Genomic DNA, 26,240 nt, shown 5'->3' with positions numbered 1-26,240 from the left:
CCAATGCACGTTTTGAAGCCAGCACACGTCGGAGAGTGACCAGGCGATTTAGCGTCAGGCCAAGATCCTCCGGCTACATGCGCGTTTCTCAAGGGAAAATCTATCCTGGCGCATGCGTCTTGCGCGATCCGCTCAGATCAGAGCGCGAGTTCTCAGCTTCGCAAGAAATTTGCGATTAAACCTGCAACCCTATCCGGCTGATCAAGCCATGCCAGATGTCCGGCATCCGGCACAACCTCCGAACGACCGTGGGGCATGGATTGCGCCATCTCCTCCGCAAGCGATGGTGGTCCGAAGCTGTCCTTGTCGCCCCAGATCAGCAGCGTAGGCATTGGAAGCTTCGGCAGCTCCGGCCTCAGGCTGTACGTTAAGGTGGATCGGCCGCTCGTGATGTGACAGTCCTCAAGCAGAGTGAGCCAGCTTTCTGTTGCGCCCGGGATCTCCGAAGCGGCCGTACAGCAATCAAGATATGCATGAGAGAGACGGTCTGGGTGCGCGACCAGAATCCTTTTGAAACCTTCATACGTGGCGGAAGCGCCGGGCTTCATCAGGGTGGCAAACATTAGGCCGTTCAAACCACGCATTGCGAGCACACGATTAGCTGGCGGGATCGTGGCAGAGCTGCCCGCCGGTTCGCCCACGGTCACCAAACGCTTTACCCGCTCCGGGTGGGCCAGTGCAAATACCAGGGCGAAATAGCCGCCCATCGAATTTCCAACGAGATTCGCGCTTTTGAGTCCGAGCGCATCCATCGTAGTCCGAACAAAGCTGACCGCGTGCTCTCGTAAGTGAACATCACGATAGTTGAACATGTCCGTCAGTCCACACCCGGGCCGGTCCGGCGCGTAGATGTGGAACTGGGAACTGAGACGGCTCAGAAGAGGTTCCCACTGCGCGGCAACGCCGTCGCCTCCATGAAGCAGCAGTACGGGTTCTCCTTGTCCTCCCTCGAGCACCTGCACTCTCAACCTGGGCTCTGCAATCTGTACAAATCGGGAGTGAACACTGTTACCGTTTCCAGCCAGGAGCAAGTCCTGGGCTCGCAGAAATTTCTCTTCGGCATCTCGGTCGCGAGCAGGAAGATGCTGATGTAGATTCCAGACATACGTAGCGAGCGAAGCCACCGCAACTCCTGTTGTGGTACCGATCACCTGACGTCGAGTCCATTGCGCCATGGCCTTCTCCTGGCAGTTGGGTTAGAAAGCATCGACAAACACAGGCAGTACTTTTCGTCGATCTGTCCTGACTGAACTTTGGCATTAACCAGCGTCATTTGTGCCATAACAAAACCTTGACAAGTAAACTGCGGAAGGAGGTATCTGATGCGAGTCGCCTTTGGGCAGTTCGTCGCTGACACCGAGGCTGTGCGCTTGTGGAAAGACGGCGTCGAGGTGAGGCTACGCGAGCAGCCGCTCCAGGTTCTGTTTGCGCTTCTGCGCAATCCAGGTGAGGTGGTATCGCGCGATACGCTCCGCCAGAACCTCTGGGGTAACAGCACCTATGTGGATTTTGACAACGGATTGAACACGTCGATTAGCCGCTTACGAGAGATGTTGGAGGATGACTCGACCAAGCCGGTGTGGATTGAGACGATCCCAAAGCGGGGATATCGTTTTATAGGCTCGCTGCCGCGCCCTGCGGCGGTCGCGGCTTACCTCAAAGGACACCACGTCATTTCTCCACACAGTCCGGACTCCATGCAGAAGTCGCTAGCCTTCTTCAAAGAAGCAATGGCTCTCGATCCGCTCTATCCGCTTGCCTACCATGGAGCCGCTCTGACTTGCATCCTGCGTTGCCTGTTGGATGATCTGTGCCCCCGAGAAGCGCTGCAGGCGGCAGACGATTATCTTCAGCAGGGATTGCGTTGCCCGCAGAAGGAGGCCATGGTGTTCAACACGCTGGCCATGCTGCGGACGTTCGAGCGACGTTGGGACGAAGCCGAGGAGGCAAGCGGGCAAGCTGTGGCGCTGGAGCGTCATAATCCGCATGTGCGCATGATCCGCGCGCAGCTGTTGAGCTGTCGCGGGCGGCACGACGAGGCGGTACAGGAAGCGTTGGCCGCTGTAGACCTCGACCCGGTGCATACGCGCGCACAGATGCATTTGACAATGTGCTTCTATTACGCCCGCAAGTGGGAAGCATGCGTTCGCGCAGGCAGGGCGGGGCTGGAAGTATGCCCGGATCCGTATATCGGCATCTACACCTCGCTGGCTCTCCTGGAGCTCGACAGGCCCGATGAAGCGTTGCAGCTCAACCTGCAGACCAGGCGCCCTGGACCTCTTCAAGCGGTCGAGTTGGCATTCAATTCCTACATTGCGGCTAAGGCCGGCGTTCGAGATGAGGCTGTTTCTGCTTTGGCATTTCTGAAGCAGAGTCGCGAGAATCGATACGTTCCAGCCATCACACTTTGCTGGCTTGAGCTTGCACTCGGGCGCGACGATTCCGCGATGGATTGGCTCGAAATTGCAAGCCGGGATGCTGAACCATATCTCGCCTGGGCGCATGTCGCTCCGATCTATGACTCGCTTCGACTCAGTTCAGGCCACGGGGGTATCAAGGCTTGATCGCAGCCCGATCCCAGCCACCCGAAAAGCGCGTCATGCTGACATCGAATAAATCAGCTACAGTGCGCCAGTCTGAACGGGCACGCTTTCGAAAACAAGAACAAACCAAAGCGCATTTCCAGCATCGTCTGCCTCAAAGAATCACTCGGTGATTTCGCAGCAACCCAGGAGATCGAGCGTCACGCTGGCGATGTGCGCGGCTCCTGAGACGCGACCACTGTGATCAAGTCATTCTTCGCTTGGCTGAAGCAGAAGCGACGCACCGTGGTGAGACTGGAGTTGATTGATGAGGACCGTGGGTGTTGCTCCTCCCATGAGACGGAAATCGCGGATAAGGTGCATCTGGTCGTAGTAGCCGGAGGCATGGGCGATCTCGGTCCAGGTGACGCGTTTGTCGTTTGCGGCTCGTTTAAGGCGCAGAGCATGGACGAATCGGGCGACGCGGGCCATGGTCTGAGGCGTCATGCCTGCGAGTTCGAGAGATCTGCGTTCGAGCTGGCGGGGGCTGGTGTTGAGCGATGCGGCGAGCTCGCGGACGGTGTGTGTTCCGCGGTCCTGAGCAACGAAGGTAAGCGACTGCGTCCAGTGGGAGTTGCGCATCCGGTTGCGGGAGGAGAGCCGTTTGAGCAGGAACTGGTTTAGCAGGCAGACGCGGCTGCGGAACGAGCGAGCCTCGCCGAGGGCATCGTAGAGCTGCGAGATGGATCGGCCAGGGAGGGAGTGGGCTTCGACGGCGTGTTCTGTGAGGAGTTGCGTGGGTACGCCGAAGAGCTCATAGAGGCCGAAGGGTTGGAACATGACGGTGAGCGACTCGACGGTGCCGTTGCGGTAAGGTGCAGGCGACGGTAGGTGATTGGGCCCACCACGAGCATGGGAGCGCATGACTCGAAGCGGTCAGTGCCGACAATGGGGATGCGATAGAGGCTGGCGAAGTGGAACTCGAGAAGCCCGCCGAGACGGGCGGTGACTGGCTCCTGAAGATCGTCTCCGGGAACGATGCGCGCTGCGAATAGTAACGCACGAAGCGGCGCAGCGCCGGGTGCGGCGCGGTGGTGGCGAGATCGACGTCTATGCGTTCCATTTGGTCTTGAACGGGAACTTGATGGGATCGACACTATGCAGATCGTGCTGAGCGATCTGCCAGGTTTCGCCACGGCGGGTCAGCAGGTAAGTCGAGAGCAGATCGACCCATGGCGTCTGACCGCCGTGCGCAAGCTGATCGCCGGGACCCATCGTTGGATTTTTCCAGCTGGCGTGGATTGTTGCCATATTGGGGTTCAGGATACGACCTAGAAGGATCTGCTGGCGAGGGAAACCTACCGCATGGAATGGACCTCCCGGCCCATGGAGGAATTGCATCGCCGTCTCAAGCTCGGCCCGGCCTTCCAGCATGGAGCCAAAGCGATTGACGACTAACACGTCGTCGGCGTGCAGCATAGCGATCGCTTGCGGATCGTGACTCACCCAGGCTTCATCGTAGGTTCGGAGGAACGCAGTCAGATCGGTTGGCGTGAGCTGAGCGATTAAGTTTGAGGAGGTGGCCGCAGCACCTGCCAGGGAGACTGCAGAGAGGAAGAACGAGCGGCGATTGGAGATTGAAGTGGTCATGAGGGGAGGATAAGTACCCCGGCCAATTGGGGAATAGTACCAGTGCGACATTTTGGAGGATTCTGTCATCCACAACAGAACGAGATCAGATGCTCATCCAGGATCTCGCTGACGACCTGGGTCGGAGCACCGCCTCCCAGATCATGAAAGTCTCTCACCATGTGCATCTGGTCGTAGTAGCCGACTTTATGAGCGATGTCCATCCAACTGCCGTGGCCTGACCTGTACTCAGCAATGGCACGCTGAAAACGAGAGACCCTGGCCAGGGCCTTTGGAGACACTCCGGCCCACTGCTGGGACCTTCGCTCCAAGTGACGCTCGCTGATCCCGATCATTCTTGCGGCGTCCCCTACGTTGCATCTGCCAGAGGCCAACCGGTGCATGGCGCGAGCGGTCGGATCGAGCGGGCGGGACTGCTGCAGCCGATGAAGGAAAAATCTGTCCAGCAGTTGTACGCGATCGGCAAAGGTCTCCGCATTGCCGAGACGCTGATAGAGAGACGATATCTGCGGGCCGAATACCGCATGCCCTTCCGCGCCCCCGCCAACAAGCGGCGAAATCGGCACGCCAAACAGACGGTACATTCCCAGCGGCCGAAACAGAACATCGAGCGAATCCACATGATCGCGCAGATTAGACGTGTTCTGCGTGCAGCGATAGGCCCGACAACCGTTGCTACCCAGGAGCGGCGTCGCTGCTCCGTCTCGTACTCCTTCACCTCATAGATCGCCGCGAACTGAAAGATAAGCATCGTGGCCATGCGAGGAAAGACCGGTTCAATGACCTCGCCGGCCTTCGAGACTCGCTGCACGTAGCAATGGACAAATGGCTCCAGGACCGCATCAGGAGTTGCGCTTTGCGTTGTCAGCATCGTGCCTCCACTAGCATGGCTACCTTCTCTGCTCTGGGGTCGAGTAAGGTAGGTCCATCTTCTCGACATTATGCAGGTCCATCTGAGTCCCCTTCCACTCGCCGCCGGCTTTCAGCAAAGTGTACGACACAAGCATATCGTCCTCCTTCGCCAGGTCGAGCTTACCGTCCGGATTCATCACCGGACTCTTCCAGCTTGCCTGCAGAATGATGACGGTCGGCGCAATCTGTCGAACATCGAGCAGCTGTAACGGTGGGGCGGTGACGTCATGATACGGCCCGCCGGGGTTGTGCAGGAAGCCGAGGGCCTTCTCCACAGCGGCGCGACCCTGGACCAGCGTGCCAAAGCGGTTGACAGTATTGGCGTCGGAGGTTTGCAGGAGGCCGAGTTGATGAGCGTCGTGATGGTTCCATGCTTCAATCCACTTACTCAGAAACCAATTGGCCGTTGCACGCGATGCTTCTGGGTTGATTGGTTCTTCACCTCTAAGGGCAGAGGAGGCCGCGAGTGCGGTCCCGATAACGAGGAAAGTGCGGCGGGAAGTCGTAGGAGTTTTCATGCTCGAAGCGTATCGAGCAGGATCAGTTGGAGCCTAGTACAAACCCGACACGAAGCGGAAGTTTGTCGCGTTCTTACTATCGCGAGCCTGAAGGGCGCTTCTACTCTTTTTCCAGAACGACTGAAAGGAAGAGCGAGCAATGGCAAGCGGAACGGGAATGTTAGGGACTCAGTGCACTATGCCGACAGCACGCAGACGGCTAGTGGATCATCGCTTCTACACAGGGATGGCCTTTGCAATGGCGGCTGGGGTGTTTGCCGGCTTCATAAAGACCTACTATGCAAAGACTTACTTCCACAGTCCGGCAATACCGTTCTGGGTGCATGTTCATGGAGCAGTATTCACCGGTTGGATCCTGTTCTACCTGCTTCAGAACCTGCTTGCGATGTATGGACAGATGAAGCTTCATCGCAGCCTTGGCATCCTTGGTGGGCTGCTCGCCTCAGGTGTCGTGGTGTTTGGATCCGCAATCGCGCTCCGCCAGGCACGTCAAGGGCGGTTTTTCCCCTTCCCTGATGGGTACAGTCTCCTGGCAGTTTCCTTCGGCCAGATGGCGCTTTTCGCTATCTTCGTCTACTTTGGTTTGCGACTCCGGCGAGATGCAGAGACGCACAAGCGGCTGATCCTTATGTCAACGCAGCTGTTCTTCTTCCCTGCGTTCGGCAGGCTCTTGCACGGGATCAATCCGCTGACTCTTGGGATTGCATTATGCTTTTATTTCGCCGGTCCAATCTATGATTTGTTGAGTAGAGGTTCTATTCACCGTGCTTACCGATGGGGCGTGCCGCTCCTGATCGCCACGATGCCGCCATTCGCCGTCCTCGCACCTCATATAAGTGCCTGGCGCTATGTTGTGGACAAGTGGTTGCTGTAAGCCTGAACCGGATTCACCGGCGACTGGACGATGGCTCCATTGCGAAGTGGATGAGATGCTCCGGTTCGATCTCCTGTAGCGCAGACGTTGGGGCCTCCCCTGCAAATTCACGGAAGTCCCGAATCATGTGCATATGATCGTGATATTGGGCGGCATGGGCGATCCGCGTCCAACTCAAGGAACGCTCGGTTCTGAGGCGAAGAGCATGACTAAAACGTGCGATGCGGGCCAGGGTCTTTGGGGACATACCTGCGTAGTCGAGGGATCTTCGCTCAAGCTGGCGAAGGCCGACGCCCGTCTGTCTGGCTACCTCGGAAACTTTCAGACCTGTCCCTGGTGCCATGAGCAGATGAAGCGCTTTCTGTAGTGGATCGACCGACTGCGGGACTGATACTTGCCGGAGGAAGAAAGTATCGAGTGCTTTCGCTCTCTGCGCAAACGTGGGTAGATTTCCAAGCTGCTCGCGAAGGCGCGACACCTTTCGACCCAGGAGCGAGTGCCCCTCAGTCCCGGCATTCGATAGCAATGCTGTCGGCACTCCAAAGAGCGCGTGAAAGCCGAAGGGTTGAAACATGACAACCAGGGACTCAATATCTCCCCTGATAATGAGCCGCGAGCGGCGCCATCCCTGAGGTCCAATGACAGAGATGACGTTCGGGTCTTCCACCGTCTCCGATCCATAGTTCCGAACCTCGTAGGACCCAGCGAATTCAAATTCAAGCATCACACCAAGTCGCGCGACCACAGGCTCAATAAGCTCTCGTGTGCCAAGGTGTGCCTCCCGCTGAACATACGTCCGAACGTAAGTCAACAGTGCGGGATTGGGGGAAGCGCTTTGAACCGTAAGCATCAGGCTCCTTCGAGGCTCGGACGAACGAACATTAACCGCTGCTCGTTCGCAGGCCGCTCCTCGTTTCGTAGATCGTACGCAGACGTGTTTCATCGCGCTAGTAAAAAGACGTCATCTTCAATGATTACGGTCTTCAATGCGAGCGAAATCAAGCTGCGATTGTTTCAAGAGTGGGAGATCCTGGTCGGCAACATTCCACAGAGCAAAAAAGTCCTTGTAGGCAGCTTGGGCTCCAACTGGATTCCCCGACTGTACGTAGGCTCTTCCAAGCTGGAAGTGAGCCAACGCTCCTACTGGGTCGTTCGCAACAATTCCAGGATGATCTAGAATCTTGCGGAATTCAATAGACGCGTCGTTGCCGCGATGCATCATGAGATAAGCCATACCTCGCACATAAACGGGATAGAGCACGCCGTAGAAACCGGAGAAGCTGCTTTGCGGAGACCCTAGCTCATAAGGAACATTGGCTTGTAACAACTCAATTGCCTTTGTCGCATTATGACGATTGAGCGCGACCAGCGCGCGAAGCGTCGGGACATAGTGAAAACGCACTGACGTGTCCTCGGGAAAACGCTTTTCTAGGTCACTCGCCAGCGCCTCGGCCTTAGTTGAATCGCCTGAAAGCGCAAGGGCGAAGGCTGCACCGTACTGAGCATCCCGCCCCTTCGAAAGGCCCAGCGCGGCGAGTGCCAGACGCTTTGCCTGATCTGGATTGCCTAAGAAAGCCTCCCGCAGCGCAGAGCCGCTCTCCGCTCTCGCCGCCGCTTCTCGCCTACCTGACTGCACCATAAAGTTGATTGCGCCAGCCGAGACCGCACGAGCCTTTTCCAGTTGTCCGTGGGAGGCGAAGGAAGATGCCTGCTGGCCGGCAATCATGTCCTCGCTGCCCGGCATCTTCGCCGCCATAGTGACGACTCGCTGCATCGCTGCTTCATCTCCGGTAAGAGAAGCCAGGCGGAACTGGTCGAGGGCGTAGTAAGGAATCATAAAGTTCCTTGCTGACGCGCGCTCGCCGATGCGCTGAGCGTCCCTGTAGCGGCCAAGCGCTATGTCATTAAGAGCGACAAAGTGGTATGCCATGGCGAAGTCTGGATGGATGAGAACTAGATGCTCGGCCTTTTCGACGGCCTTTTCGTACTGGCCGAACACCCTGAGGATCAGGCCGGCCCTGAAGCCGTAACTCCCGGCGTCATTGGGATAAACCTGGGCCCACGTCTCGCAGGTTTCCTCTGCCTTTTCCAGATTTCCAGTGACCTGCATCTCATACGAAGCCACGATGAAAAACCTTTCGTGATCGCTGGCATGGTCACGAAACTCATAGGCCTTGGCCGTGCTCTCCGCGGAGGATTGTTCCTGTCCGATATCCCCATACAGGCGGCCCAGGATCGCCCAGGCCACTGCAAATTTGGGGTCTAGTTCAACAGCGCGCTGCGCGAGCTGAATCGCGGCGGCGCTCCCGCTCTCATTTTCGACCCGAGCCGATTCGCTGAATGCCTTCAAGGCGTCAAGCGATGAGGTGGTTGCTTCGTCTAGAGGAGTGTCCAGGCTTCTGATCGATGATATGGATTCACCCAAACGGCTTCTGAGGTTGCTGGCAACGGTGCTGAGAGCATGAAGCACGTCCTCTTTTCTGGCGGCTTGGACCTGCTCCGTATAGAGAACCTCTCCCGTGTTGCAGTTCGTTGCATGAAGCGTGACCACATATTGGCTTCCCAGCGAGGCAATTGAGCCGTCAAGCATCGCGGCACTGTCAGTCCGCTGGCAGATCTCCCGAGCCAACACCGGCGTCAACCGCGTCTCCGGATTTCGGCTCATCATGCGCAGCGTATTCCGAATGCGCGGCTCGGAGACGAGACTGAGCACGGGAGATTGCTCCAGTTGAACGGTCAATCCCTCGCGAAGCGTTCCGTCGAATACGGCATCCCCAGTAGAGTTCTCAAAATCGCTGAGCACGACAGCTTTCTTCTCTTCGAGAATTGGCCGATGGTGAGAACTCAACCAAAGCGCAGCTCCTCCGGCAACCGGGAGCAAAACCGCCAGGAAGTACCAATTCCTCCAATGGAGTGACCGGCCCTCATTTCTTCGAGACAAAGGATTTGAGGTTAGGACCTCATTGACCGTGGCCACTGGAGGGAATCGATCTTGATCTGCTTCCGGCGTGAGGGGGTGCGGCTGGGGTTCCAAAGTCTGGTTGACGAGGAGCTTGGCATCGGGGTGAGATTCGCCTGGTCCGGCGATCGACAGGGTCTCGACCTTTGCGATGAACCGATAGCCTAGAGTTGGGACGGTCTCAATATAGGTCGGAGCGCGCGAGTCATCTCCCAACTGCTTGCGTAGGATCGTGATCGCGCGGGTCAGCGTGCTTTCCTCTACAAATGTGGTCTTCCAAACGCTCTCAAGAATGAAGTCCTTCTGAAGCAGTTTGCCCGGATTTTGGACGAAGAGCAGCAGAACTCGCAGCGCCCTGGGCTCAAGCGGGACTCGCCGACCCTCATGGAAGAGACAGAACTCTGAGTCGTCAAGTTCAAACTTTTGAAAGAGATAGACCAATCGAGACCCTCGACTTTGATGCTCCGTGACGGCCTAGGAAAAGCCTAGGAAGAACTTCATGGGAAAAAGGCGACTATTCCAGCGACATCAGGAAGGATGACCCCACGCTCAGAGCGCAGGAGGCTGTCCAGATGAATCGTACCCGATCCCTTTTCAGATTATCTCGACTCGAGAAGACACCATTTGTGAAAAGAACAGCCATTGTCGCCCTTGTCCTGGCTGCAATCGTGGCCGCTCACGGAACAGTCATGGCTTACGGGCAGAGTACATCGCCCGACAACGCCACCATCCAGGCCAAGATCACAGCCGAGCGCGTCGCCATTGGAAAAGCGATCGCTACGCACGACGCGGCTGGCCTGAGCAGGTACTGGTCGCCAACACTGATCGTCAACGGCCCGACGAACACGATCGTCTCCCGCTCGCAGATCATCGGGGCTTCGATCCACGGCGGCCTCAACTACATCAGCCTGAAGGGAAACCCAGAGTTCTTCACCGTCACCAACGGCACCGCCATCCTGATGGGTCACGACGACCTCGTCGAGGCCGACGGTCCCCGGGCCGGGAAGCATCTCGTTCGCCGCACGACCGACATCTACCAGCGCTCCGGCGACGACTGGCCTCTCGTCGCCCGTCAGGCCACGTTTGTCGGCTTCGACGCTACCCCTCCGGCCGGCCCCACCGCAGCAAACTACACTCCCCCCGCACCCACACCCGAGACAGCCGCGATCCAAGCGCAGATCGAAGCCAACGGCCGCGCTTGTGGCCGTGCCATCGCCACCAATGACTTTGCCACTCTCGAAAAGCTCTGGTCGCCCAGTTTGGTGGTCAACAGCCCAGGCAACCGCGTTCTCACCCGTGAAGGGGTTTTCACAGCCATGCGCGAGGAAAAACTCAAGTACACCAGCGGCAAGGCGTTCCCTGAGACCTTCTTCGTCGTCAACGACCTCGCCATCACGATGGGCCACGAAGAGATCGTCATGGCGAACGGCCCGATGGCGGGCCAACCGCTCAAGCGCCGCTATACCGATGTCTGGCAGAAGACTGGCGAGAGTTGGCTCTTGATCGCTCGTCAGGCCACCTATGTAGGTATCGATGGCGGTGCCGTCTACGGTCACCCCGATCCCACCATTGATCCTGCGGCACTCACCGCGCCAGCTACCGCTCAGACCGCAGCTCTCTCGGGTTCTTCAGAAGACGTCAAGGCCATTGAGGCGTTGGTGCATTCGAATCCATCTGATCATGTCACCGAAGATGTAAGCTTCACCAACATCTTTGGCACGGTGCGCTTTGGGCGCGAGGAATTCATCAAGCGCCACAAAGAGATTGCAGACACTTTCTTCAAGGGAACAACTGCAAGAGGCTCAATTACGAAGCTGCGCTTCATTCGACCAGACGTTGCCGTTGTCGATTGCGCTGGAGAGCTTACTGGATTTCAAAAGGTCTACCCCGGACTCCCAGTCGGCAAAGATGGAATTCTAAGGAATAAACTCTTGCTGGTTCTCGTCAAGGAAAATGGGGTTTGGTGGATCACCGAATTTCACAATGTAGCAGTGACGCCGGAGGTTTAAGGAACGCGCTCAGCCAAATCCGTGCGGTAGGTTGCGGAGCAAGTTGGCGTTTGAAGACCGATCCGCTACGCGCTGTCGGCAGTTAGCTTCGGCTGGTCGAAGCTTGGTTGGCGAGAACAGGCCTTATCGCGATTCGAGCCCTCCGGAGAACAGGCAGCCAAAGCGGTCGTTAACGGGTTCTTCCAGATTTTGTTTGCAGCCCAGGTATCGCTCAGTGGTCAGGACGGAGGCGTGCCCCAGAAGGAACTGGATCTGTTCGAGTTCACCTCCGTTCGCGTGGCAGAGCTTTGCGCAGGTTCGCCGAAGATCGTGAGGCGCGAGGTGGTCCAGCTCCAGACGCAGTGCACAGCTCCGGACAACATACCAGACGACGTTCTCCGAAATGCCGGTACCCCAAGGTGTTCCGTGACGGCTTACTGCCCTGAACACTCGTCCCGTGGTCACCGATGCAGCTGTCAGCCACCTGTCAACCGCACACTTCACCCAGATCGGCATCGGAACTGTCCGAACATGATTGCCCTTGCCGACAAGGTCCACAATAGCCCAGTGTCCTTGTCGGATTTGGATGTCTTCCTTTCGCAGGCCCGATAGCTCAGCTCGGCGTAGACCGCAGCCGAGCAGGATCGCGATCATAGCGACATCCCGAACGTGACGTAAGCCTTGCCCATTCGCTTTCTCAAGTAGCAGCCGAGCCTGATCCTGGTTGAGCCAGTTACCCGCACGGCATCCAAGTTGCTTAACGCCTTTGACCCGCCGTATGCCTGCAGCAAGTTCCGGACTCAGCAGACCCGAGTCTGCCGCTTCGTAGGCCAGCCTTCTGACCGCCGCAAGCCTCTGATTGATCGTTCCTGCGGCTAATCCGATCGATTCGAGGTGTAGGCGGAAACGGAGCACTACTATCCGGTTCAGGGCTAGTCTTGGTTCCGAACAGTACCAGTCGATGAACTGCTCCATCGCAAACTTGTAGTTGCGCCGCGACCGCGGCGAACTCAAGCTGTTCAATACTGAGGTCTTCGAATGATCGAGGTCTGGCAGGCGAAGGACTGTCTTCCGGGCGACATGCTTTCTGGTCCTCTTGGGCATACTGGCGGCCTCCTCTGCCGCAGACATGCCCAACACTCTATGCGCCAACCGAAAAGAGTTCACGCCGGTAGGCTGGATGAGCGCACGGGCGATGTAGCACTCATCGAGATCACAAATGATGAGAACGGCGTTCATAGGGACTTTTCCGCGAACTACCGCTCAATCGCCGGGGTCTGAGACGAACGAGTTGTCCATGTGTCTACAGTCTTGCCGTCCTGCTGACCCACGTCACAGACTCGACGCTTCGGGCACCCAGGTTGGGTGGTGAGTCGGATGGGGGCCAAGCGTCAGCCACGATTGGCCTACACCGCCGAAGAACTTGATCTGCCATGGTCTACATATAAGGCATACTGTTTGGATGAACAGCCCATTCAATGAAGAGAACATCGGAGAGTTTGCGGCTCGTTTTTGCGAAAGAATCGTGAGTCATGCGAATAATTCGCCTAACAATGGACCCTGGACGGCTGCGGTCTACAAGAGTTTGCAAGAAGTGGCGTCCGCAAGAGGCTGGAAAATCTTCCCAGAAGAGAAGCCGTATCGAGGTGAGTATCTCTGCGACTTTATGCTCTTCGAAATTGACTATGGCTGTCGAATCGCATGTGAGTCCCAATGGTGGTGGGACACCGATCCTTTGCATGGATTGGAGTGGGCGTTTGACAAGTTACGAGGGGTGAAGAGCGACGTTAAGCTCTTTATCTACGAAGGCAATGACGGCGATCTGGAATCTCTCGTCAGCAAATATCTTGAACGGAATGCACAGATTGCTAAGGGAGAAATATTTCTGGCCCTCCGATGGTCAAGAGATCACTTTGAAAATCACTTCTGGATCGCGCCGAGGGATGGGGCGCAGCCGGGAACTATCGAGTTCACACGGCTTCAGAATATGGCGGAGGAGTGTCCCAGTTTCCTAATCGATAAGCTCGGTAACAACGTGGCAGTGCGGTGCCCGAAGTGTCAGAGCATTTTTATCGTCTCGGAGATGCTTAACAGGAAAACGTCTAGATCCTGTCCACATTGCGGCGAATCAACAGCTGGTTTTGTGAATGGTTCAGCCTTCGTCAAATGAAGATTGTGAGCCAGACTCGGTTGAGAGGCTTTATGGAAGAAGGAATCTAATGGATCGCAGCGAGTTTCAAGGATTGTATAAAGTCGGAGACGTAATCCAGTCTGGCGGTCATGCGAGTCGCAAGAATGCCTCTAAGCTTGCAATCGTTAGCATTGATGAAAAAGGAGTTCGATTCCAGCCGATCAACGCTAAATCCAAGTTTCGCGTCGACTTCGACTACATTGATCTTCTTATGGCCAACTTCGCGGAAATCAATCCGAGATCCATACAGAAGTCAGTAAATCAGATCAGACGCAGGGGCGGTTTGAAGATCGACACCACTACTGAGAATTATGCGTATGGATTCGCCAAAGCAATCCGCCATGAACGTGCGACCTTCTCGTTTCAGAATGATCTCGATACTCATCTCGCGGTTGGTAGTGGGGGATTCTTACTGTCGACTTCTGCCCGGAAAGCAATTGAGGAGCGGGGTATGGCACTCGCGGAGGCACACTTCGCCCGAGAGGGATACGTGGTGGAGCGACGTGGCAAACCGTATGATTTACGTTGCGGACGGGGAAACGTGAGTCTTTGGGTTGAGGTGAAGGCGACGCAAGGCGAGGCTGAAGAAATCATCCTGACGAGAAACGAAGTTGAACTTAGCAAGGCGCGTTCAGCGCAGATGGCTTTGGCGATTATCACGAATATCCATCTGAAGAATGGGAATGAGGCCGCGGGCGGCGAAATTCGCGTCATTCAACCGTGGCGAGTCAAAGAGGAGCTGTTGAGGCCAATTGCTTATTTCTACAGCTTGGCGAATCATTAATTCCGATCCGCCGGAGACTGCCGGGTGCCCCCACATCTCGGCACCTGGAGATGTGGTTTCGCAGGATGTCAGCCCACCACCCCACCATTCGTACCCCACCGTGTGGACCGTATTACATACGATCGACCGGTGAGCATCCGAAGCGGGTCTTTTTGACTGGCGACAACAGGCCAAAGCACTCATCGAGACTCACGGTAGTGGCTTCCAAATAACATCACGGTTGCAGATATGCGGCCACGGTACCTTTTGCGCAGGCTTTGACGTCAGCTTTCTCAACGCTAATGGAAATAATGGATTTTTTGCTGTCACTCCGGTCCTTGGATCGATGCACGTCACGGTCCTGGCTTCGGGTTAAGGGGCGCCTCACGCTAGGTTGATGCAGTGTCACACTCGCGCTTCCGGCCGCTTGGGCAAAACCGCGCTCGGGACCTGCTCCAGAGACATCTTGACCCAATCGACTGTGAACCGACCACGGTATCCGAAGAGCGCGCCCCAGATCCGGTTTCTGGCACTCACATCGATGCAGAAGCATTCCTGACCGTCGTCATACCACTCACAAACATCTGCTACTCCAGTGAAGAGCCATGGAAAGCGAAAGGCGACCGGTCCTTCGTAGAAGCGCTGTTCTCCAGAGCGGAGGCGAAGGCCGCCATTGTCAGCAACGCTCACCTGTATATCCACCGCCAGGTGCTGGTGGGTCCCGAGGTAGTCGATGATGCAGCCGCGTTCTTCGCTGAAGATCATGTAGGCGTCAAAGCGGCGCTTGTGTTTCGTGGCGAAGGTCCGCACCCAACTCACAGTTTCCCGACCGAGAGGATCAATGTAGGCGTAGTTCTCGATCCTGAATGGAACATCCTTTCCATGTTCAGGAAACATGATGCTCCTCCAAGTGCCGACGTACAAGAAGGGCAGTGTATAGGGAGCTCCGTGCCATATCCGTTTCATCGTTCCGGTGCCCACTGCACCGATCCCAGACTGTGAATGAAGGGAGAAGCGGCGTTGAATCTGGGGATGAAGCCTGGAGAAATCGGCACCAAGAGCGCGTTCGTAGATGGAGATCATGGTTGCTCCTTGGCCGGCTTGCGACGGCAGCGACTCGCTAAGGCCAGCATGGGTGACGAAAGCCAGCCCGCAAGAGAGAGCGCGATGACGGAGAGGTTGAGCGTTACAGGATTGAAAGCTGCCCGGATGTACTCCGGTGAAGAATGAGCGACACCGAGCGTGGCTAAAACCATGATCACGATATTGACGGGGAAGATGTAGCGCCAACTCCAACTGGCCAAGATGATCAAGGCAAACACGATCTCAAGCCCACCCAGCCAGGGCAGAAGCCTAATCGAAAAACCAGCCTGAACGAGCATTGTCTGCTCGTCAACGTGGTGAAAGAGGAGCTTTGGCATAAGCCCATGCCAGAACCAGATGGCCGCCAGAGTGATGCGGGCCACACCATGGATAAGGGAGAACCTGAGCGTGGATTCGGGTGTCTGTCCGGTTTCAGCCCAAAGACGAAGCCGGTCGAAGCTCCAGGCAGTTGCCCAGCCCATCAGGGGCCGGAAGAGCAGGCGGTCGACCCAGCGCCCCAGAGAGCCAAAGCGCACCTCGTAGTCGTACCAGGTAAGGAAACGTACGCCACGCTGGTTAGGAAGGTAGCGCCAATAACCGGACCCAGTTGTGATGAGCGACTTCCCATCGTCCGACGCAAATCGCAGCGAAGATGTTCGATCTCCTCCTGGAGAGTCCCGCTGCCCCATGCTCTCGCCGGTGCCAGCGACAGCAAGACCGAAGCCTATGCGTGTCTGGTAGAGGAAACGTTGCGGTTCGTTAGGATTCGGTCGCGGGAGGTACTCAATCTCGCTGAAGCGCAGGTCCCAGCGCTGATGCGAAGCCGGATCCTGGCTGAGGCGCCAAACTAGATCGATGTCAGCTTGGATGTCGATCTCAATGTATAGACCAGACGTTGCGGTCACAGGGCATACCTCCGCGAGCGGGCAACGAGGTCCGGCGCAGCCTGGTGCCATGTTGGATAGCGAAATGTAAACCCTGCATCAAGTAGTCGACCCGGCACAACGCGGCGACTCTTCAGAACCAACTCGGATTCGGTGCGGAGCAGGAACGTACCGATCTCAAGCAACCACGGTAGGGTCGGCACTCCAAAGCGAGCGCCCCACGCCTTGCGCAGAATACGGAGAAACTGCGAGTTTGGAAGTGGATGAGGAGACGCAGCGTTTATAGGTCCTGAAATGGCCGGATTGCCGATCAAGAATTCGACTGTCCGAATAAAGTCAACCTCATGGATCCAGGAAACAAACTGTGTTCCGGGTAGATTCGTACCACCCAGGCCGTGACGAACCAGTTTTGAGAAGACATCGAAGACGCCCCCGCGGTCGGGACTGAAGGTCATGGCACTTCGCAGAGCCACCTGACGCGTCCCTGGAGTCTTGATGGAGAAGAACGCCTCTTCCCAGGCTCTTGCGACTTCGATGGAGAAGTTCCACGTATCCGGTGCTCCCGGCTCGTTTCCACCCAATTCGCCACTGGCTTCATCCATCGAGCGATCAAGCGCGTGACGATAAATAGTCGCGGTGCTGGCGTTGAGCCAGACTTCTGGCGGGCTCTCAAGCCGTGTGATGGCTTCATGGAGCACTGACGTAGACAGAACACGTGAATCTAGAATTTCTCTGCGATTCTTCCTGTTATAGCGGCAATTCACACTTCTGCCTGCAAGATTGATCCAGACATCGCTATCGTCTAGGTCGGCGAGCCAAGGCCCCAGTGTTTCACCGTCCCAGTGAAGCGTAAGCCATGGCGTTTTCTGCACGTGCCGGCTCAGGACTAAGACTTGGTTGCCCTCGTTGTGAAAGTGTCGAGCGAGAATCGTGCCGACCTGTCCGCTTCCACCTGAATGACAATTTTCATAAGGACGAGCATCTTTCCTGATCAGGCTCGCTCTGCAGATACCGCTGCCAGTCTGCGGATTCGGCGACTTGCTTGATGACAGCGTTTCGCTCACGCAGAAGCGCAAGCATGTAGCGGCGCAGGAAGATAGCCTCGGCAATCGGACCAAGCACCGGAAGAGGGGCCGCGATACAGAAGCGATCGGTCATTGCGGTGATACCAGGCTTGACGGAGCGGAACAGGTGGTCGGCCTGCATGAAGCGGAAGATCCCTCGGACCATCGTCACCTGAAAATATCGAGGCGACTCCATAGCGGTCGTCTTGCTGGTCAGGGTCTGCCAGACGCCGAAGTGTTTCGCCCGCCACGTCACCTCCTGTGAGAGCCCCACAAGGCCGGACGTGACACCGCCGAGGGCCATGGCTTGTTCTCCGGAGTGAACGTTTGCGAGTAAGTGCACTTCAACACTTCGGGAGAGATCGAAGCAGCGCTCAATCGGGGCGTGGATGAGAGTGGTTTCATCGATTTGGATCATAGGGAATCTCCTGGGAGCAGTTCAGCTTGTTGCAACAACTCGAGAACCGCCCTCCGGATGGGCTTCAGGATGGCAAGTTTTGCAAGCCCAAGCAGCTTCAATGTCAGGTTCAGGGCACCATCCGCCATTCGGCGTGTTCGTTGCTGGTTTTCGGAGTCGTCGTAGAGAAACATCACCAGCAGTCCCATCTGCAACGCCCAGAGTGCAAGCGGAAGCAGGACACGAAGGTCCTGAGGCAGCTTCTCCTCTGCGATGGCGTCCTGGAACACCTGCGTGCTACGACGGCGAATCTCGGCGGTGCCAGGACCGAGGCAGGAGAGTGGATGGTGGGGCTCACCGGTATACCTGAAAACCACTCCGAGCAGATTGCGATCATCCTTGGTCAAGTCAAACTTTGAATGCAGAGCTGTGACCAAACGGGTTTTCAAGTCTTTGGTCGTGACAAAGAGTTCTTCGCAAAGACGCTCCTGCGCGGCCTGAACATTCTCGTAATAAGCCTGGATCAAAGCTTCTTTGCTGGGGAAGTAGTAGTAGGCGGCGCTCTTCACGACGCCGGCATGAGATGCGATGGCTTGCATGGTGGTGGCATCGAATCCGCGCTCCCGGAAGAGCTCAAGAGCGCTCGAAAAGATTTGCTTGCGGGTTTGCTCACCTTTATCCGTTGCCAGCTCATTTTTGACCATGGTCAAATCATGCGCGCTCAGTTCGCAGAGGTCAAGAACTATTGAACGCGGTCAAATTACTTTCGGGCAGACCGTGGAAGTGACAGGTTGAGGAAAGCATGGAAGCCAAAGGACCGGCTCCCACCCTTCCCTCAACCCTTGGAAATCCCTTTGGGATTCCCACACTCCCGCCGTTTCGACGACGAGTGTTCTGGGAAGCAAGACATAAATAGGGCTTGCATTTCCATTCCACATAAACGGCGACGTAAGTCATCGAGTGGTTCAGACCCTTGACTCGATGGTGCCGACGATTGAGACCTACTCGATCGATGAAAGCTTCCTGAACCTGGGCGAGTTCCGCGAAAGGGAAGTGGAACCTCTCGCGCGCGTGCTGCGCTGGGTTGGCATCCCGACCTGCGTTGGAATCGGGCCGACAAAGACGCTCGCGAAGGTCGCCAATTTCATCGCCAAAAAGCGGCCGCAGTATCGTGGCGTCTGCGATCTGCGTTCCAACCAAGTGCGGGCCGATCTGCTGTCCACTGTGCCGGTCGATGAAGTCTGGGGGATCGGCGCGGCGTCAGCCGCAAAGCTAGCCAAGATCGGAGTCCAGACGGCCGCCGATCTCGCCGCCCTCGATCCGGACAACGCGCGGGCGCTGCTGACGGTGACGGGTGGCCGGACGGTCTACGAGCTGCGTGGGATCTCCTGCCTGCCGCTGGAGCTGATGGAGCCCACCAGGAAGGGAATCGCGGTGACACGCAGCTTCGGGGCTCCGGTCACGTCCTGGCAGGAGATGCGCGAGGCCATCGCAAGCTACGCCACCCGAGCAGCGGAGAAGATGCGCCGGTACAAGGTGGCCGCCGAGAACATCTTCGTCTTCATGCACACGAATACCTTCAACAACGACCCGTTCTACTCGAATGGAGCCTCGGCGCGGTTCTCCGAGACGACCAACGACACCGGAGAAGTGGTCGCTCTGGCCGTGCGCCTGGGCGAACGGCTCTGGCGCGACGGCTTCAGCTACTCGAAGTGCGGTGTGATGATCACGGAGCTGATGCCCGAAACTATCCGCCAACCGGCCCTGTGGGGCGAGCTGGACCGCGAGAAGCGGGAACGGGCCTGGAGAGCCATGGACAAGCTCAACGTCACCCTCGGGCGCGATACAGTCCGCATCCTCGGTGCAGGGCCGAAGGAGGCCGTTTGGAAGCTCAGGGCAGAGCATCGCTCGCCACGGTGGACGACACGATGGGATGAACTGCCTATAGCGCGGGCATAGGGAACGGTGTTCTGATAGTGAGAAAAGCCGCAAGTCTTTCTTTTGCTGGGAGTTACTTTCAGCGAAAGATCCCATACAAGAGGGTGGCGAAAGAGATGGGCCGGTCCTTCTTGCCGGCGCATCTCTGGAGTCTGGGGGAGACTTCCCCCCCCCCACGTCTTTAGGATGGAAGGGAGGGGAAGCGTATGAACATAGCTGAACACTTCCACGCAGCTTGACTTCAGATCGTGGAAGGCCTATAAACACGCTATCCGTTACGCTCGTAGGCGAGCACTATATGGCCCCCGAATGGGGGCTTATTCATTTTGGGGTGAGTGTGGCCAATTCGAAGGTTGTAATTCTCATCGATGGAGGGTTCGTAAGGGTGGAGGCTAAAAAAGCCAACAAGACCTATGACCCGGATTTTATCGAGCGATTTGCGCTGAACTGCAAGGGTGGGGATGAGGACCTTTTTAGAATTCTCTATTATGACTGTGCTTTGTACACAGGCACTGTCAAACTCCCTGTCTCGGGAACACCCTTTACCTTCCAAGCGTCTGATGCATGGTTACACGAGCTTTCTAGGAAAGATTTATTGCGGTTCGAAGGGGTGTTTTGAAGTTTCGGGGCTTCAAGCCAAAGAGAACACCTGTTGCGTCTACCGCCCCTCTGACAGATGCGAATTTTAATCCAGATTTTGAGCAAAAGGGCGTCGATATGCGGATTGGCCTCGACATCGCCGCATACGCCGCAAACCGATCTATCGACCGTATTGTGCTTGTTTCGAACGACACCGATTGTGTACCTGCTCTTAAATATGGACGAAGAGCTGGACTGCAAACCGTTTTGATCGAGCCTCCAAAAGTGAGGCTCGCCCCGGAGCTTCTCTCGCACTCCGACTTTAAACGACCAGTACTGTGGCCGTAACTGTACAAAGTAAACTTGCGTCCTTCCACTCAGACCAACCTAGAAACCGGTCTTTTTATGTACGCAGGGTGAGGAGTTTTAATGGCTGGACGCCTCCTACGGTGACCTCGAAATCTAAGTACTTAGTCAAGATGGATCATGTCTTTGCACAGCTCGTTGACTTGAGTGAACAAGACTTTAACGGAACCCATTTCGAAGTCGTAAACAGCCAGGTCTTAGAGAATGACATTAGAGCAAGAGGCTTGAGGTCTCATTGTCCCGCGCTCGTGGTTGAGGGCGAGAAGGCGACCGAGGATGTCCTGGTCGGTGAGGTTGGAAGCCCAACCGTAGGCAGCGAAGACGGCTTGGTCCAGAGTGCGGTGGGCGCTGGCGAGCCATTCGGGGCGGGCGTTGTAGAGTTTGGTGAGAGTGCGGGTCTTGAGGTCCTCTTCGGAGGCGTTGGGTGGGTTGAGCCAGGCCTCGCGGAGGCGGTCGAGTTCGCGGGCAGCGTCGGCGATGGCGCGGACAACGGGGGAGTCGTTCTCGGCGGGTTCGCTGCCTAGTGATAGAGGAAATGGGAATGTTTCGAAGGTCGTTGTAGGAGTGTAGCGGAAACCCGACTCTGCTTCGCGCACCTGCGTTCCTCGGGCTCGGGTCCAAAGCTCATTTACGCAAGATTGCATAACACCCATGAAGTAGTCATCTTCGCGGGCAAAAACAATAATCGCGTGATCGACAAGCACCCTTGGAGTGAGCCAGACGTAAACTCGATGTTTCGAGGTAGCTGCGGTCGCAAGATAGCGCGCCTGCTTAGCGAGAATTTGTCGGTACTTTGGGGAAGGTCGGGCATGGAGCCACCAGAGCGATGTTTGTCTCACCTCGCGCCGTCCGCGACGTTCTTTCCAAACTACTTCTTTCACATACTCGAAAGGGGCTTCATGAAGCGAAGCCTCTTTTTCTGGCATATCTTCGCCGAAATCGATCACCCATCGAGGTTTGCGATCTAAAAGGTTCTTGCCATTGAAACCGACCTTTACTACGTCTCGGTAATCCCGTCCAAAAGGGCTGAGGGAACGAAAAATCTTTTGCGCAGCCTCATCACTAATATCAAAGGAGCCTTTGTCTGCGAACCATAAGCCCAAACACCGAGGTTTTCGCCAAGCGACTTGGCGGTTGTAAGGTCGAAACCAGCACTCAGATCCCGGTGAATTTTCTTGACTGGAGTGTTGTTGAGCGTGTGATTTTGCTCATCGCCTATATCAAAGGCAATGAATGATACGTGCACAGTCGCACCGTCTAGCAGCCAATTCCTATCGCTCCAAGCGTAGAAAATTGATGCCGTGTCCTCTATCCGTCCAAGAACTTTTTGACTAGCGCCGCCACGAATGGCCTGCGTAGCTATGAATCCGACGCGTTGGGTTGCGTTGCTAACGACCTGAGCGCGGCCTTTTTCAAGCCAGTAGCAAACCAAGTCGGCGGCTCCCGCGACACGATCGCGGTAAAGGCTAAATAGATCCTCTACAAGCGTGTCACCTAACTCACGACGCAGCTTGCTCCCGTGGAGAAATGGGGGATTGCCCACGATAAATTCCGCTGTCGGCCACACAGGTTCGTAAGGCTCGCCATTTGGGTAATCATCGGATTTCAGCGACTCGTTATAACGAAGGATTGCGTCAGCGTGTTCGATGTTGGCGAGCTTGTGGAGGATGGGTTTAGGTTGGTCGTTGTAGCTGTGGTCTCGCTTCCATTGGAGGAGGCCAATCCATACCACTGCTGACGCAATCTCATGGGCATAGAAGTCGAGCTCGATGCCGTAGAGTTGCGCCGGGGTGGGCATGGATTCGACGGGAAGAATTAGGCCTTGTTTTAGGCCAAAGCCGCGAGCTTCTTGCCAGAGGTCAAGAAGCTGCTTCATGGCGATGTAGAGGAAATTCCCGGAGCCGCAGGCGGGGTCCAGGATGCGAACCTTGCTGAGCTTTTCTGCCCACTCTGTGAGTAGCTTGCTGGCAGGACGATTAGCGCGGAGGTTGCGGCGTTGTGTTTGTTCCTCTTCAGCGGCGAGAGCTTCTTCAATGGCTGCGCGGGTTCGAGTCCAATCGCGGCGGAGCGGCGTCATAACGACGGGATCGACGAGCAGGAGGATGTCTTCGGGCGAGGTGTAGTGCGCGCCGATCATGGAGCGCTTAGCGGCGTCGAGGGATCGCTCGAAGAGGGTGCCGAAGATGGAGGGCTCGATTTGGGACCAGTCGTGCTTGGCGGCTTTGCGAAGAATATCGCAGTCGGCATTGTTGAGTTCGATGGTCTGGGCGTTATTGAAGACGCCGCCGTTGAACCACGGGATGTCGTCCGCGCCGAAGAAACTGCCCTCCTGACTCATGGCTTCGAAAAGAATAGGCAATTTCTTATTGAAGTTGATGCGTGAGGAGCGACTTGATTCTACGAGGCTGCGAAACACGTTGTTTGGGATGAGGCCGATGGAGTCGGCAAAGAGGCAAAAGACGATGCGGATGAGGAAGTGGGCGATTTCTTCCTTGGTGTGGGGTGTGGGACTGGCGGCGCGTTCGAGTTCAAGCTGCTGGGCGAGCTTGAGGAGATCGGTGGCGGCGTCCGGGAGCGTCAAAGGGAGGGAATCGAACTTGCAAAGCGAGCGGGGGCATACAAGGGCCGCAAACGGAAGTTCTCACCAGAGCGGACGGCAGAGTTGAGCCGCCGTCTGGCCGAAGGAGAAGAGAAAACGAGTCTTGCCCGCGAGTTCGGCGTCAATCGCGCAACGATCTATCGGTATGTGGGCTGGGCCGCGATTGAAGCTGCAGCCGTTGCCAAGAAGCCAATGATCCCAAAAAGGGCCCGGTCCTCATCGAGAGCGCGGTAATGAAGGGTCCAGTACAACGCTCGCTGCATTGTCCGTGCGGGAATCGGAAAATCCTCGCAATGGGTCTTTGCTCAACCTGCTATACGCTTAAGTGGCAAGATGATGAGCACTTCGGCGGTTTGCGTGAGGCGGTTCTTCAGCGCGACGGGAAGCGTTGTCGGGTGTGTGACGCTTCGGGCCGGGACAAACGCTCGATAATCGTCCACCATCGGGTTCCGGGTAAATCAGTTCTGAATCTAATGATCTCGCTATGTCCAGGCTGTCATGCGAAGGTCCATCGCACAAGGGTCGTCATGTCGGCTATGCCTCCGCTACTGCTTAAGTTGTGGCGAGAGCAGCATCCAAAAGGCCATGAGCAGACGACTCTGAATTTCAAGGTTCAAGGTCCAGCTGCCGCATCGGTGCCCTTGTTTGTGCCTGAGATGTCCCAGGAGTGAAATCGGGCTACACACAACTCCAGACGGTCGGTATTTCGTCGTGAGGGGCGTCTTTGGCGCTGTACTAATCCCTCGCTGTCTCCCGATACGAATGCGTGCATGATTGGCTTTGCGTCAATCCAGAGAGTCACACTTGAGGAAAAGTGCGGACTGTCAGTCTGCGAATTGTTCATTTAGAAATTCACCAATGGCCGTAAGAGCCTGCCTGGAAGCTGTAAGGCGTCCCACGCTCCCCAAGAATCCATGAATCATGCCCTCCCATACATCGACACGAGCATCGACTCCTGCCGCGATCGCGCTCTCCACAAACCGGACGGAATCAGCCAGCAGCACTTCGTCGTTACCCACATGAACGCGGATGGGCACTAAGCCTTTCAATTCCGCGAAGAGTGGTGAAGCGACCGGATCAACTGGATCCTGTTCTGCCAGGTAGGAATGAGTCAGTCCGGCAATTTGCTGCACAGTAAAGAGAGGGTCGGCTTCGGCACGGGTCGACCAACTCTCTCCCGATAGGGACAGATCTGTCACAGGTGAAATCGCTACCCCACCCACCAAAGCTTCGCCGCGGATGTCGCTGTTTGCCGCAAGGTACACCAGCAAGCCAAGCGCGAGGTTTCCCCCCGCGGAATCGCCTGTGATCGCGATCTTCGAGTAGCCGCGCTCAACTAAGCCAAAATAGCAGGACCGGACATCATCGGTAGCGGCAGGAAATGGATACTCTGGAGCAAGACGGTAGTCCGGGACAAACACCGCCGCACCGATCTGCGCTGCGATCTGGCCCGCCAAGTAGCGGAAAGCCTGGGCGGATCCCCAGTTAAACCAACCGCCATGAATATGAATTACTGCGTGGTCAGACACGGCATTCGTCGGCCGACACCACCATCCGTGTACGCGGCCGATTTCGTCGGCTGTGTAGTCGATGGATGCCGGCACAGCGACGCGCTCCATCATTGCATCGAATAGAGGGCGGGCCGCTATTCCCTGAAGCTTCCCTTTGTTTGGCTCCACGATAGCGCGCATCGAGGCCATGGCCGCACGATCCTCGGCGGTCAATGGATGATGCAAAAGCCACGAAGTCTCACTGTAATCTTTCCGTAATATTGTCATTGTGGTAACCCTTCTCTTAAGACTGTTCAACTAAATCCACTTTACTAGACGTAAAGGAAAGGGATAAGATTCATTTCTATTTACGTCTCGTTCAGGTAAGTTAAAGATGTGCTGAAGTCTAGATCCAAACAGATCCCTATAGGAAGACCGCGCAGCAAAGCGGCAGCTTCCCATGCTGCGATCATGAACGCTGTCCATGCGCTGCTGAAAGAGAAACCCGCTCGTGACCTGACCATGGACGCCGTCGCACAACGAGCAGGTGTTGGGAAGCCAACACTTTACAAATGGTGGCCTTCAAAAGCCGCTCTCATCATGGCCATGTTCCACGAGCGCTTTAGTACCATTCTTGAAATGCCGGAAGCGGTTTCGGCGGAGGAGGCGTTGCGGACGAGGATCAATCACCTCGTCTCTCAATGCCATGGTTTGTTCGGAAAGGTAGTAGCCGAATTGATTGCAGAGGGCCAAGCAGATCCATCGATCCTGAAAGAACTCTACGAGAACCACATTCGTCCGAGAAGAGCATCTGCCGTGGGGGACATTGAGCGCGGTATAGCGTCAGGGGAATTTCGAGCCGGGACAGACCCGGAACTTCTACTTGATGCGATCGTTGCCCCAATTTATTTCCGGCTCCTGCTCGGTCACCCTTTATTAGCACAAGCGTACAGCGGGGAATTGATCGATCAAGCGCTCCTGTGTATCCGAACTCCCGATTGGGAAGCCGGACCAAGTAGGCGCCGCCGGTAGTTAGCCGCGAATCAGGTTTTGAGATCGGTTGATGTCTGGAAGCCGCGACGCGCTCTTCGACCGACACTTCAAGACTAATGCACTTAGCGGCGCTGTCCGGAAATCTGCTGAGCACTCTCATATGAGGTTCGCACCTCGGCTCGAGGCCTAGCATAGTCCTATAGACTACTCGTGGTCCATCGCTCATGCGTTACCCCGCCCGCAAGTAGACGATCAGGGCCTTGGTATATATCAGTCAGTGTTTGCAAGTGAGCTCTTCTTGAATTACGTGCGCGGTATGCCTCATCGATATCACGCCAGGAAGTGACTGCTGACGAAGTGATTCAAGAGATCTCCTTCAACCGATGGCTGCAATCTTGGATCTCGGCTCCCATATGCGACAAATCCATCGCATGTATGGCGAGCCTCTCTGCTTTTCGCAGCTCCGCTCT

At 56.3% G+C, this 26,240-nt stretch carries 26 protein-coding genes; 10 read left to right on the top strand and 16 right to left on the bottom strand.

What is annotated here, in order from left to right; translation table 11 throughout:
• Positions 1 to 152: 152 nt before the first annotated feature.
• Positions 153 to 1,175: an alpha/beta fold hydrolase gene (locus OHL20_RS22395; RefSeq protein WP_263385533.1), complete on the bottom strand. Its 1,023-nt coding sequence runs from the start codon at positions 1,173 to 1,175 to the stop codon at positions 153 to 155.
• A 147-nt stretch (positions 1,176 to 1,322) separates the two neighbouring features.
• Here OHL20_RS22395 and OHL20_RS22390 point away from each other — a divergent pair, with 147 nt between their 5' ends.
• On the top strand, positions 1,323 to 2,564 hold the full coding sequence (locus OHL20_RS22390) for a winged helix-turn-helix domain-containing protein (RefSeq protein WP_263385532.1): 1,242 nt from the start codon (positions 1,323 to 1,325) through the stop codon (positions 2,562 to 2,564).
• Between the two features lie 228 nt (positions 2,565 to 2,792).
• Here the strand turns inward: OHL20_RS22390 and OHL20_RS22385 are convergent, their stop codons facing one another.
• The 4 genes from OHL20_RS22385 to OHL20_RS22370 all read right to left on the bottom strand — a co-directional run bounded on the left by OHL20_RS22385 (position 2,793) and on the right by OHL20_RS22370 (position 5,602).
• Positions 2,793 to 3,446, bottom strand: a complete 654-nt coding sequence (locus tag OHL20_RS22385) for an AraC family transcriptional regulator (protein WP_263385531.1) — start codon at positions 3,444 to 3,446, stop codon at positions 2,793 to 2,795.
• Between the two features lie 186 nt (positions 3,447 to 3,632).
• Positions 3,633 to 4,172, bottom strand: a complete 540-nt coding sequence (locus tag OHL20_RS22380; RefSeq protein WP_263385530.1) for a YybH family protein — start codon at positions 4,170 to 4,172, stop codon at positions 3,633 to 3,635.
• A 65-nt stretch (positions 4,173 to 4,237) separates the two neighbouring features.
• Positions 4,238 to 4,792, bottom strand: coding sequence for a helix-turn-helix transcriptional regulator (locus OHL20_RS22375; protein ID WP_263385529.1), 555 nt, complete (start codon positions 4,790 to 4,792; stop codon positions 4,238 to 4,240).
• Positions 4,793 to 5,062: 270 nt separating this feature from the next.
• Positions 5,063 to 5,602 (bottom strand): nuclear transport factor 2 family protein, encoded by a 540-nt coding sequence (locus OHL20_RS22370; protein WP_263385528.1) that lies wholly within the window; start codon positions 5,600 to 5,602, stop codon positions 5,063 to 5,065.
• Positions 5,603 to 5,780: 178 nt separating this feature from the next.
• Between OHL20_RS22370 and OHL20_RS22365 the strand changes: the two genes are divergently transcribed.
• A complete protein-coding gene (locus tag OHL20_RS22365) occupies positions 5,781 to 6,476 on the top strand; it encodes a hypothetical protein (protein WP_263385527.1) in 696 nt (231 codons plus the stop codon).
• A gap of 13 nt (positions 6,477 to 6,489) precedes the next feature.
• On the opposite strand, the gene OHL20_RS22360 is transcribed toward OHL20_RS22365, so the two are convergent.
• Together OHL20_RS22360 and OHL20_RS22355 are read right to left on the bottom strand one after the other, a co-directional pair.
• A complete protein-coding gene (locus OHL20_RS22360; RefSeq protein ID WP_263385526.1) occupies positions 6,490 to 7,326 on the bottom strand; it encodes an AraC family transcriptional regulator in 837 nt (278 codons plus the stop codon).
• A 117-nt stretch (positions 7,327 to 7,443) separates the two neighbouring features.
• Positions 7,444 to 9,876: a winged helix-turn-helix domain-containing protein gene (locus OHL20_RS22355; RefSeq protein WP_263385525.1), complete on the bottom strand. Its 2,433-nt coding sequence runs from the start codon at positions 9,874 to 9,876 to the stop codon at positions 7,444 to 7,446.
• 185 nt (positions 9,877 to 10,061) lie between these two features.
• On the opposite strand from OHL20_RS22355, the gene OHL20_RS22350 reads away from it, so the two are divergent.
• On the top strand, positions 10,062 to 11,444 hold the full coding sequence (locus tag OHL20_RS22350; RefSeq protein WP_263385524.1) for a nuclear transport factor 2 family protein: 1,383 nt from the start codon (positions 10,062 to 10,064) through the stop codon (positions 11,442 to 11,444).
• A 123-nt stretch (positions 11,445 to 11,567) separates the two neighbouring features.
• On the opposite strand, the gene OHL20_RS22345 is transcribed toward OHL20_RS22350, so the two are convergent.
• Positions 11,568 to 12,662 carry a tyrosine-type recombinase/integrase gene (locus tag OHL20_RS22345; RefSeq protein WP_263385523.1) on the bottom strand — a complete coding sequence of 365 codons (1,095 nt, stop codon included), beginning with the start codon at positions 12,660 to 12,662 and terminating at the stop codon, positions 11,568 to 11,570.
• A 223-nt stretch (positions 12,663 to 12,885) separates the two neighbouring features.
• On the opposite strand from OHL20_RS22345, the gene OHL20_RS22340 reads away from it, so the two are divergent.
• Positions 12,886 to 13,593, top strand: coding sequence for a hypothetical protein (locus tag OHL20_RS22340; protein WP_263385522.1), 708 nt, complete (start codon positions 12,886 to 12,888; stop codon positions 13,591 to 13,593).
• A gap of 49 nt (positions 13,594 to 13,642) precedes the next feature.
• On the top strand, positions 13,643 to 14,398 hold the full coding sequence (locus OHL20_RS22335; RefSeq protein ID WP_263385521.1) for a DUF3883 domain-containing protein: 756 nt from the start codon (positions 13,643 to 13,645) through the stop codon (positions 14,396 to 14,398).
• Between the two features lie 384 nt (positions 14,399 to 14,782).
• Here OHL20_RS22335 and OHL20_RS22330 read toward each other — a convergent pair whose 3' ends face one another.
• The 5 genes from OHL20_RS22330 to OHL20_RS22310 are packed head-to-tail and all read right to left on the bottom strand — an operon-like array spanning position 14,783 to position 18,509.
• On the bottom strand, positions 14,783 to 15,460 hold the full coding sequence (locus OHL20_RS22330; protein ID WP_263385520.1) for a DUF4166 domain-containing protein: 678 nt from the start codon (positions 15,458 to 15,460) through the stop codon (positions 14,783 to 14,785).
• Positions 15,457 to 16,365, bottom strand: coding sequence for a DoxX-like family protein (locus OHL20_RS22325; protein ID WP_263385519.1), 909 nt, complete (start codon positions 16,363 to 16,365; stop codon positions 15,457 to 15,459). The genes OHL20_RS22330 and OHL20_RS22325 overlap by 4 nt, the downstream gene beginning before the upstream one ends.
• Positions 16,362 to 17,273 carry an epimerase gene (locus OHL20_RS22320; protein WP_396272842.1) on the bottom strand — a complete coding sequence of 304 codons (912 nt, stop codon included), beginning with the start codon at positions 17,271 to 17,273 and terminating at the stop codon, positions 16,362 to 16,364. The genes OHL20_RS22325 and OHL20_RS22320 overlap by 4 nt, the downstream gene beginning before the upstream one ends.
• Before the next feature lie 37 nt (positions 17,274 to 17,310).
• On the bottom strand, positions 17,311 to 17,826 hold the full coding sequence (locus OHL20_RS22315) for an SRPBCC family protein (RefSeq protein ID WP_263385518.1): 516 nt from the start codon (positions 17,824 to 17,826) through the stop codon (positions 17,311 to 17,313).
• Positions 17,823 to 18,509 carry a TetR/AcrR family transcriptional regulator gene (locus OHL20_RS22310; protein WP_263385517.1) on the bottom strand — a complete coding sequence of 229 codons (687 nt, stop codon included), beginning with the start codon at positions 18,507 to 18,509 and terminating at the stop codon, positions 17,823 to 17,825. The genes OHL20_RS22315 and OHL20_RS22310 overlap by 4 nt, the downstream gene beginning before the upstream one ends.
• 208 nt (positions 18,510 to 18,717) lie before the next feature.
• Between OHL20_RS22310 and OHL20_RS22305 the strand changes: the two genes are divergently transcribed.
• The 3 genes from OHL20_RS22305 (at position 18,718) to OHL20_RS25330 (ending at position 20,670) form a co-directional block, all read left to right on the top strand.
• Positions 18,718 to 19,764, top strand: coding sequence for a Y-family DNA polymerase (locus OHL20_RS22305; RefSeq protein WP_317891006.1), 1,047 nt, complete (start codon positions 18,718 to 18,720; stop codon positions 19,762 to 19,764).
• A 277-nt stretch (positions 19,765 to 20,041) separates the two neighbouring features.
• Positions 20,042 to 20,362, top strand: coding sequence for a hypothetical protein (locus tag OHL20_RS22300; RefSeq protein WP_263385516.1), 321 nt, complete (start codon positions 20,042 to 20,044; stop codon positions 20,360 to 20,362).
• Positions 20,359 to 20,670 carry an NYN domain-containing protein gene (locus OHL20_RS25330; RefSeq protein ID WP_396272764.1) on the top strand — a complete coding sequence of 104 codons (312 nt, stop codon included), beginning with the start codon at positions 20,359 to 20,361 and terminating at the stop codon, positions 20,668 to 20,670. Before OHL20_RS22300 ends, OHL20_RS25330 begins: the two co-directional genes overlap by 4 nt.
• Positions 20,671 to 20,885: 215 nt before the next feature.
• On the opposite strand, the gene OHL20_RS22295 is transcribed toward OHL20_RS25330, so the two are convergent.
• Both OHL20_RS22295 and OHL20_RS22290 read right to left on the bottom strand, forming a co-directional pair.
• Complete coding sequence (locus OHL20_RS22295; RefSeq protein ID WP_317891000.1) at positions 20,886 to 21,791, bottom strand: type IIL restriction-modification enzyme MmeI; 906 nt, start codon at positions 21,789 to 21,791, stop codon at positions 20,886 to 20,888.
• Positions 21,686 to 23,269: a DNA methyltransferase gene (locus OHL20_RS22290; protein ID WP_263385737.1), complete on the bottom strand. Its 1,584-nt coding sequence runs from the start codon at positions 23,267 to 23,269 to the stop codon at positions 21,686 to 21,688. The genes OHL20_RS22295 and OHL20_RS22290 overlap by 106 nt, the downstream gene beginning before the upstream one ends.
• Between OHL20_RS22290 and OHL20_RS22285 the strand changes: the two genes are divergently transcribed.
• Positions 23,165 to 23,521, top strand: coding sequence for a helix-turn-helix domain-containing protein (locus tag OHL20_RS22285; RefSeq protein WP_449555763.1), 357 nt, complete (start codon positions 23,165 to 23,167; stop codon positions 23,519 to 23,521). The two genes, OHL20_RS22290 and OHL20_RS22285, sit on opposite strands and share 105 nt — an antisense overlap.
• Positions 23,522 to 24,111: 590 nt before the next feature.
• Here the strand turns inward: OHL20_RS22285 and OHL20_RS22280 are convergent.
• On the bottom strand, positions 24,112 to 24,987 hold the full coding sequence (locus OHL20_RS22280; protein ID WP_263385514.1) for an alpha/beta hydrolase: 876 nt from the start codon (positions 24,985 to 24,987) through the stop codon (positions 24,112 to 24,114).
• Between the two features lie 261 nt (positions 24,988 to 25,248).
• Here OHL20_RS22280 and OHL20_RS22275 point away from each other — a divergent pair, with 261 nt between their 5' ends.
• Complete coding sequence (locus OHL20_RS22275) at positions 25,249 to 25,809, top strand: TetR/AcrR family transcriptional regulator (RefSeq protein ID WP_263385513.1); 561 nt, start codon at positions 25,249 to 25,251, stop codon at positions 25,807 to 25,809.
• Positions 25,810 to 26,240: the final 431 nt, after the last annotated feature.

Source organism: Granulicella arctica (genome assembly GCF_025685605.1).
Taxonomy (GTDB): Bacteria; Acidobacteriota; Terriglobia; order Terriglobales; family Acidobacteriaceae; genus Edaphobacter; species Edaphobacter arcticus.
Note: the sequence above shows the minus strand (reverse complement) of the source record. Positions and strands in the feature narration are given on the sequence as shown.